Here is a 7,882-nt window from a genome sequence, read left to right as displayed (position 1 = left end):
TTTGCGTCCCTACCTTTCGATAGGTTTGCCTTTTCAATTTAAGAGAAATAATCTCTCTTACCGTAAGTATCGACGACAATTAATGATATATTTAGTGTTTTTATGACTTTTTTTGATAATTGAGTCAATTTACCTGTTTAAAGAAATTTCAGATTGGTTAAATAGATAGGTTAGACCTATGAAATGAATTGTTGTAGTTCTATATCATTCCAGTCTAAAGTAATACGAATATTATCTTCTTCTACTAACTCAGAACCCGTCTGTACCTCTATAAACTCAACATCCGTCAAAGCAAGGATCGCGTGCTTCGTTCCTTCCGGGATACGTACTACGTCCCCAGCCTTCACATTATGTTTCTTCTCATTCAGCACAATACTTGCTTCGCCGCTGACGATTGTCCAAATTTCACTACGCTTGCGATGTAATTGATAGCTGATATTATTCCCCTCGGATATAAAAATCCGTTTGGTCAGCACTTCATTACCCTCGTCGTATTTCACATAATCAATAACTTTGTAATGACCCCAGCGGCGTTCCTCATACATCGGTCTCTGTTCAAAGGTCTTCAGCACTTCTTTAATCCGTGGGCTCTCCGCTTTATGGGTAACCAGAATACCATCCGGGCTAGCCGCGATGATCAGATCCTTCGCACCAATTACCGTAATCGGAATATCCAACTCATTAATCAAGCAAGTCCCCTCAGAATCCGCCGTCACAAAACCTTTTCCTACATGCTTGCTGCTCATTTCCTCTGTCAGCGTATTCCAAGTTCCAAGATCCTTCCAGAATCCATCATAAGGCTGCACCACAATATGTTCTTCTTTCTCCACCACTTCATAATCAAAGCTGATGGAAGACAATAGCTTATACTGCTTCTGCAATTCTTCATATCCTAAAGGCAACCCTTTACGCTGCAAAATATCTAACAAGTAGCCTAAACGGAAGGCAAACACTCCGCAATTCCACAATGCATTTTGTTCGATGAGCTGTTCTGCTTGTATGCGGTCTGGTTTCTCTTGAAAGTGACTCACCTTCATAAAACCATTCCCCCCCGCCTCTTCAGTGGTAGGAATGATATATCCGTATTTCTCTGAGGCATGTTCAGGAACAACACCCATTAGTGCCAGATTTGCTCCGCTTTCCAGCATGGTCCCCTCAAGCATAGCTATGGTATCGAAAAAGGATGCTTCTACATAAGGATCAACAGGCAAAATGGCTATCGTCTCCGCTGGAGAAACACCTGCAACCGAATAAAGATAGGTAGCTGTTAAGGCGATGGCCGGAAAAGTATCCCTACGCTCCGGTTCAACGATAATCGGCACATGACTTCCCAGTTGGCTTTGTATCATTTCTACTTGACCGCGGCCGGTGGCCAGATAAGATGATTCTGCCATCCCTGCTTCCTCCAGCTGTCTCCAGACACGTTGTACCATGGATTCCGGTTCACCTTGAGGGCTTTCAAGTACCTTTAGAAATTGCTTTGAACGTGAGTCGTTGGACAACGGCCATAACCGTTTACCTGAGCCGCCTGATAGAAGTACCATTTTCATAGAATGAACCCTCCTTGAATTATGGAAATCGAGCATAATTGAATTGTTATCAAAACGTCAGCTTCCGCTTAGCCTTATTTCGAGCGGATGCATTAAAAAAATTTATTAGGTATGAACCACTCCAAGGGATTTTGGACTTCCGATCGCTGTTATCCTCAGATTTCCTGATTTGAACCGCCGCCAGCGGTAGAAATCCGAGGATAAAGGCGAACACTCCGTTTCTACAGTTCCAAATTCCCTTTCCGTTCTTTACCTAACCAACTTCCTCTAAATGCTTGAACCGTACTGCACCGGGCTGTACCAGCCGGAAGGCAGCACGTTTTTCTAAAGATTTGCTTCTGCTCCTATGGAGGCAGCAGCCAACGCAAGTACTACTACAACAACAAGGTTATCTGCTACTGCGATAAACAATCAGAGTACCTAACTTTATAAATTGCTTAGAAACTTAAGATAAGGGAACGAAGTGGCGGAGGAGAATTTTGGAACTGGAGGAGCGATAGCGTCCGCCTTTGTCTGCGGATTTCTACCGCTATTAGCGGTTAAAATCAGGAAATCTGCAGACAACAGCGGCCGGAAGTCCAAACATTCTATGGAGTCACGCCTCATCCCTAAATAGAAAAATCACAAGTTAAATCTATATAACTTAGATTAAACCGCTCCAGCCACACTAGCAGAATAACCGCTCAATCCACCCATCTGCGGGCGGCCGACAGAATGATAAACGAGGCCGGTACCCTCGATTTGCTCCTTGGAATACACATTCCGCCCATCGATCAGCACCCCATTACGCATGCTTTTCGCCAGCTGATGCAGATCAATGTCCTTGAGCAGGCTCCAATCGGTCAAAAGACATACGGCATCGCTGCCCTCGGCCGCTTCCTCTGGCAGATGGCACCAGCGAAGCTGTGGATGATCATATTGCTGCCTGAAATTAGGAGCTGCGATTGGATCATATAGTTTGACTGTTGCCCCTTCAGCCACCAGTGCCTCAACAATCTCTCTGGCTGGAGCTTCGCGGACATCATCAGTATTAGGCTTAAAGGCAAGCCCCCATATCCCAATCGTCGAACCGTGCAGGCTGCCAAGTGATTCATGCAGCTTGGAGATGATCATAAACCGTTGTCCCTTGTTCACTTCGACTACAGATTTCAATAATTTGAATTCGTAATCGACGTTGCCCGCGATTTGAATGAGCGCATTAGTGTCTTTCGGGAAACAGGAGCCTCCATAACCGATACCAGCCTGCAGGAAGGATGACCCGATTCTTTGGTCCATACCCATTCCTTCAGCTACCTCGGTTACATCAGCTCCCACTTTTTCACAAATATTGGCGATCTCATTAATAAAGGAGATCTTTGTGGCCAAAAATGCATTCGAAGCATATTTGATCATTTCAGCACTGCGTATATCTGTTACAAATACATTTTCTGTGAAACCCTTATGAAGCTCGCGCATGGTTTGTTCCAGCTCTGGATTATCAAGGCCAATAACAATTCTATCGGGATGGAGGGTATCGCGAATCGCTGACCCTTCACGTAAAAACTCAGGTGCTGACACGATATCAAAAGAATGATGGGTATACTTAGAGAGCATTTGGGAGATTTTTTCATTTGTCCCTACGGGTACTGTAGATTTAGTCATTATAATTTTGTACCCCTCCATCGCTTTAGCGATTTCAGCAGCTGCACCCTCAATGTAGGTTAAGTCTGCTTCACCATTAGGCAGCGATGGCGTACCTACAGCAAGAATGATGATATCTGAACGCCGCACCGAGTCCTGAAGATCCGCAGAAAAAGATAACCGTTCCTCTCGAAGATTCAGTTCAATCATTTCCTCAATTCCCGGCTCATAAATGGGCGATTCCATCTGTTTCAGCTTCTTAATCTTTTCCTCGTCCTTATCCACACAGATAACATGATGTCCGCTCAGTGCAAAGCATACGCCAGATACAAGACCCACATACCCAGTCCCGATTACTGTCAGCTTCATACAATCATCCTCCTTTTAGAAAATTGACGTAGGCCTGCTCAACATACTGCTTGAACTTAACCATGAACGCCTGCTCATCGAATTTACGTGCATGCTCCATAATTTGATCAATATCCCAAGCGTAGGACTCTACCTCATAAATAGCCTTAAGCAGATCCTCCACTTCTTGATGCTGAAAGAACACACCATTTACATAAGGAATAATAGTATCTAGTGCCCCGCCTGCTTGATAAGCGATTACTGGTCTTCCGGCCGCGTTCGCTTCCAGCGGTGTAATTCCAAAGTCCTCTTCTCCTGGAAAAATAAATGCCCGACACTGTGCCATCATTCCAGTCACTTGCTCATCTTCTAGCCGGCCCAGAAACGATACATTATCCTTAGCCATGCCTTCGAGACGCTTGCGATCCGGTCCATCCCCTACGATATAAAGCTTAAGACCGTTGCGGTTAAAAGCCTCCACTGCCAGATCAATCCGCTTGTAGGAAACAAGCCGAGATACTATTAAATAATAGTCACCAATGGTAGAAGAGCTTGTAAACCGGGCAGTATTAATCGGTGGAAATATGACATCGGCATCCCGGTGATAATAATTCTGAATCCTCGTCTTCACAACTGAAGAATTGGCTACGAACTGATTCACATTTTTGGAAGTCCGCTGGTCCCACGTTTTGAGCTGCTGCATGTATACCTTAAGCATTTTTTTGAATAGCCCGGAATTCGACTGACGTTCCATGTAGGTGTCATAATCCCATGCGAAGCGCATAGGCGTATGGCAGTAACAAAGATGAAACGTGTGTTTAGGAACTTCAATACTTTTCATAAAAGCACTGCTGGAACTCAGGACGATATCGAAACCGCGAAAGTCCAAATCACGGATGGCCATTGGATAAAGTGGCAGCACCCCTTTAAAATTGGTCTTTACCCCCGGAATCTTTTGCAGCCAGGAGGCACGGATATCCGCATCTTTGAGATTGTCAGTAAGGCGGCTTCCGTTAAAAACCGTTGTGTAGATTGGAGCCTCGGGATACATGTGATGAAAGACTTCCACCACTCTTTCCGCGCCGCCCATTTGGATTAAGTAATCGTGCGCTATCGCAATTTTCATGTGAATCATCCTCAAAGTTTTATGGAGCATCATCTTCAGAATTACCGCGTCATCTCATCTGTCAGGTGCCCGCCAACAAACCTTTATAGTAGTCAACGATGTCCTTGACCGTATTCTCGATAACAAAATGCTCTTTCACTCGTTTCATCCCATTGTCCGCCATCCGCCGTCTTTCCTCTGGGTGATCTAGCATCCATTTAATGGAGTCTGCCAGTATCACCGCGTCACCAGGCTCTATCAGTAGTCCCGTCTCACCTTGAACTACAATTTCTACCGGCCCGCCTTCATTGGAGGCGATCACCGGTAATCCCGCTGCCATTCCTTCAACGATAACTTGGCCAAAAGGCTCAGGAGTTACCGAAGTGTGAATCAGTAAATCAGCAGTATTCATAAGGCCTTGAATATCATCTACATGCCCTAGCATGCTTACATTCGTAAGCTCGTCGTTTTTTATCTTTTGAAGCAATTCCTGCTTATAAGCCTCTTCTCCAAACAGCGCGTCTCCGGCTAGCCAGAACTTTACACGAGGTTCGTTCTTAAAGCTTTTTGCGGCTTCCAGCACAATATGCTGACCTTTCCAATGCGCTAATCGGCCAACTAGCAATACGTTAAAAGCTTTCTGGTCCCGTATGCCGATCCCATTACCAATCGCTTTAGCGAAAGCAGAGTATACGACCAGCGTTTTTTTCGAACGTGGCAGCTCCAAAGCATTCAGCGTAGAATGTGAATTCGCAATGACTCCATTGGGGAGCAGACGCGACAGCAAACGAATTCCTTTGGCAACGATCGGCTTTAAATAAGGGGCACCAATATGATCCCGGATGTGCCATATCAATGGAACGCCCGCTATTTTTGCAGCGATGGCCCCGTATAATGCAGATTTCAGAGAATTGGTGTGCACGCAATCTACCTTCTCCGCTTTTAAGAGCGGCGCAAGCTTTCGACCATAAGCCAATAGCTTAAAGGCTGCAGCAGGTGCTCCCAAGTTGACGGCATTTCTACCACGACTTCTGATGCTCTCATCCAGCGGAATAATACGGACATCCATCCCCTTTTCACGCAGCCGTTCAGCCAGTGCACCATCCTCAGCCAGGATTACAAGTGGATCAATCTGTTCTCCAATATGAGTAAGGATGTTAAACAGGGCAACTTCTCCACCACTCCATTTAGCAGTGTGATCTATATAGGCCACTCTAAGCATTACGTGGTCACCTCCTCTCCTAAAGCTTGCAGGAACACAGATTCTATTTGATCCGTAACTTGCTCCCAGGTATATCTCTTCAGTACATGCTCTCTACATTCATCCCGGCTCGGAAGCAGCTTTCGATTGCTAAGCATATGGATCATGCCTTCGGCCATGTGATCACTACTTGAGCTCTTAAATAGCAATTCCGGCCGGAAGCCTTGCAAAATTTCCCTATTGCCGCCAATCGGCGTAGCCATCACTGGCAATCCTGAAGATAAGGCTTCAACAGTAATTAAACCAAAGCCCTCCAATGCCTGTGAGGGAACCACGAACAGGTCCGCTGCCTGATAATAAGAGGCTAGTTCATGATCGGGAATGTAGCCTAGCAGTCTTACCTTGTTGCTTAAGCCATAGTCGGCGATCTTTTCTTCCAATTCCCCTCGCAGCGGCCCTTTACCACCAATCAGCAGAATCGCATTCGGGAAACGCTCCGCAACTTGCTTCCAGGCTTCGAGCAGCTGGAGTAGTCCCATCCGATTGACCAACCGCCGGACAGTCAATACGGTTGTTGCTCCCTCAGGTAAATTCAAGGTTCGACGAATCGCCAAGCGATTCGTAGCGGGAATAAAACGTTCCACATTAGCTGCTCCTGGAATCACTATAATTTTGTGTAGTGGCACTCCGTGAAGCTTATGGAGAATATCGCGGAACGTCTCACTAAGCACGATGAATTTATCCGCTAGTTTATAGGCTCTATGTTCAATGGATTTGGCGATGGTTGTTTTGACCCGGTGCTTAATGCCTTGGCCTTCGATTTTCATTTCTTCATTCCATGGGCCATGAAAAGTCATCACTACAGGAATCCCGCGTTTCTTTGCTTCCAGGGCTGGACCAATACCATAAGGAGCAAAGTGAGTGTATAAAATATCTATACGGCCACTGCCCTCCCCCATCAGATCGGCCGCCTTACGCTGGAAGGCATCCTTACGTTTCCAGATCCCATCTTTTGGATCTCCTGCATTGTGAATAATCAATTCCTCAGGGGTAGCAGGCGTTTCTTGACTACAAATCAGCGCATGCACCCGATTACGTGAGGAGAGCTGCTCGCAAACGGATTTGAAATACGTGTTAAGCCCACCCGGCTGTAGCGACGGCCAGCTAAGGCCTGTCGTCATAATGTTCAATCCGTCACTGTACGGCATAGCTTCTCTCTCCTTTATTCTCTTTTTCGGTCTGACTCGTCTTCGCATTGTGCAGAGTCAGCTTTCCCGATCTAATTAATTCGTAATGCTTGAAGCCGACCATGAATTCATACATGACCCAGAATACGGATACACCGAAACCTGACATTCCCTTCTTGAACAACCCGTGTAAGAAATACTTTTGCAGGAAACGGGCTGGTGGCCTTAACAGCAGATGACTGACCCGAAATCGTTTGCCCTTGGCATACGCACTTTCAGCTTCCAAGTCAGTGTACTTATTGAAACGTGCCACATGATCGTTAATACTGCGGTAACCATAATGCCAGAGGGTTCCTGTCAAACGTATGGTTCGCTCTTCAGAGACCTCGGGCATCTCGTGCACCAAGCTATTTCGAATTCCATACGCTTTGCGGTTGTAAAGTCGCACTAGATATTCGCCACGATCCAGCCATCGGCCCATAAAATCACCGATCCTGTAGATAGAATAGGCAACCGATTGATCCATAAGCCCCGGTTTCAGTTCAAGAATACTTGCGGCCAATTCGTCGCTGACCACTTCGTCAGTATCAATAAGGAAGACCCAATCATGAACCGCGCGTTCTACTCCGAACTCCCTCTGTTTCGCATATCCGGGCCAAGGGTTGACGTACACACGACAATTCAAGCTTTCAGAAAGCTGTACTGTCCCGTCTTTGCTGCCTCCGTCAATCACAACCACCTCGTCGGCGAATAACCTGCAGGATTGTATGGCCTTAGATATTCGAACTTCGTCATCCTGAGCGATGATGACAGCCGATATTGGATAATTGCCTTGGCCGCCTACCACGCTTTTTACTGAATCCATGAAGGT

Annotated in this window: 6 protein-coding genes and 1 riboswitch; all 6 genes read right to left on the bottom strand. The window is 46.1% G+C overall.

Features of this window, described 5'->3' with window-relative positions; all coding sequences use genetic code 11:
• Window positions 1-40, bottom strand: a riboswitch (cyclic di-GMP riboswitch). This riboswitch is flagged as partial in the annotation.
• 136 nt (window positions 41-176) lie between these two features.
• Entirely contained in the window at window positions 177-1,550 is a 1,374-nt protein-coding gene (locus CA600_RS16925; protein WP_060625067.1) for a sugar phosphate nucleotidyltransferase, read from the bottom strand.
• 648 nt (window positions 1,551-2,198) lie between these two features.
• The gene (locus tag CA600_RS16915) at window positions 2,199-3,539 is read right to left on the bottom strand and encodes a UDP-glucose dehydrogenase family protein (protein ID WP_094871563.1); all 1,341 of its coding nucleotides are present in this window, start codon (window positions 3,537-3,539) and stop codon (window positions 2,199-2,201) included.
• Window positions 3,540-3,543: 4 nt separating this feature from the next.
• Complete coding sequence (locus CA600_RS16910) at window positions 3,544-4,644, bottom strand: glycosyltransferase (protein ID WP_094871562.1); 1,101 nt, start codon at window positions 4,642-4,644, stop codon at window positions 3,544-3,546.
• A gap of 61 nt (window positions 4,645-4,705) precedes the next feature.
• A complete protein-coding gene (locus tag CA600_RS16905) occupies window positions 4,706-5,845 on the bottom strand; it encodes a glycosyltransferase family 4 protein (RefSeq protein WP_094871560.1) in 1,140 nt (379 codons plus the stop codon).
• On the bottom strand, window positions 5,845-7,032 hold the full coding sequence (locus CA600_RS16900; protein ID WP_094871559.1) for a glycosyltransferase family 4 protein: 1,188 nt from the start codon (window positions 7,030-7,032) through the stop codon (window positions 5,845-5,847). The genes CA600_RS16905 and CA600_RS16900 overlap by 1 nt, the downstream gene beginning before the upstream one ends.
• Entirely contained in the window at window positions 7,019-7,876 is an 858-nt protein-coding gene (locus CA600_RS16895) for a glycosyltransferase family 2 protein (RefSeq protein ID WP_094871557.1), read from the bottom strand. The genes CA600_RS16900 and CA600_RS16895 overlap by 14 nt, the downstream gene beginning before the upstream one ends.
• Window positions 7,877-7,882: the final 6 nt, after the last annotated feature.

This window comes from Paenibacillus sp. VTT E-133280 (assembly GCF_002264385.1).
In the GTDB taxonomy this organism is placed as follows: Bacteria; Bacillota; Bacilli; order Paenibacillales; family Paenibacillaceae; genus Paenibacillus_AQ; species Paenibacillus_AQ nitricinens.
This window is presented reverse-complemented; position numbering and strand designations above follow the sequence as displayed.

Coding starts and splice junctions, on each gene's coding strand:
- CA600_RS16905 (WP_094871560.1), bottom strand. CDS start 5,845: ATGCTTAGAGTGGCCTATATAGATCACACTGCTAAATGGAGTGGTGGA.
- CA600_RS16895 (WP_094871557.1), bottom strand. CDS start 7,876: ATGGATTCAGTAAAAAGCGTGGTAGGCGGCCAAGGCAATTATCCAATA.
- CA600_RS16925 (WP_060625067.1), bottom strand. CDS start 1,550: ATGAAAATGGTACTTCTATCAGGCGGCTCAGGTAAACGGTTATGGCCG.
- CA600_RS16910 (WP_094871562.1), bottom strand. CDS start 4,644: ATGAAAATTGCGATAGCGCACGATTACTTAATCCAAATGGGCGGCGCG.
- CA600_RS16900 (WP_094871559.1), bottom strand. CDS start 7,032: ATGCCGTACAGTGACGGATTGAACATTATGACGACAGGCCTTAGCTGG.
- CA600_RS16915 (WP_094871563.1), bottom strand. CDS start 3,539: ATGAAGCTGACAGTAATCGGGACTGGGTATGTGGGTCTTGTATCTGGC.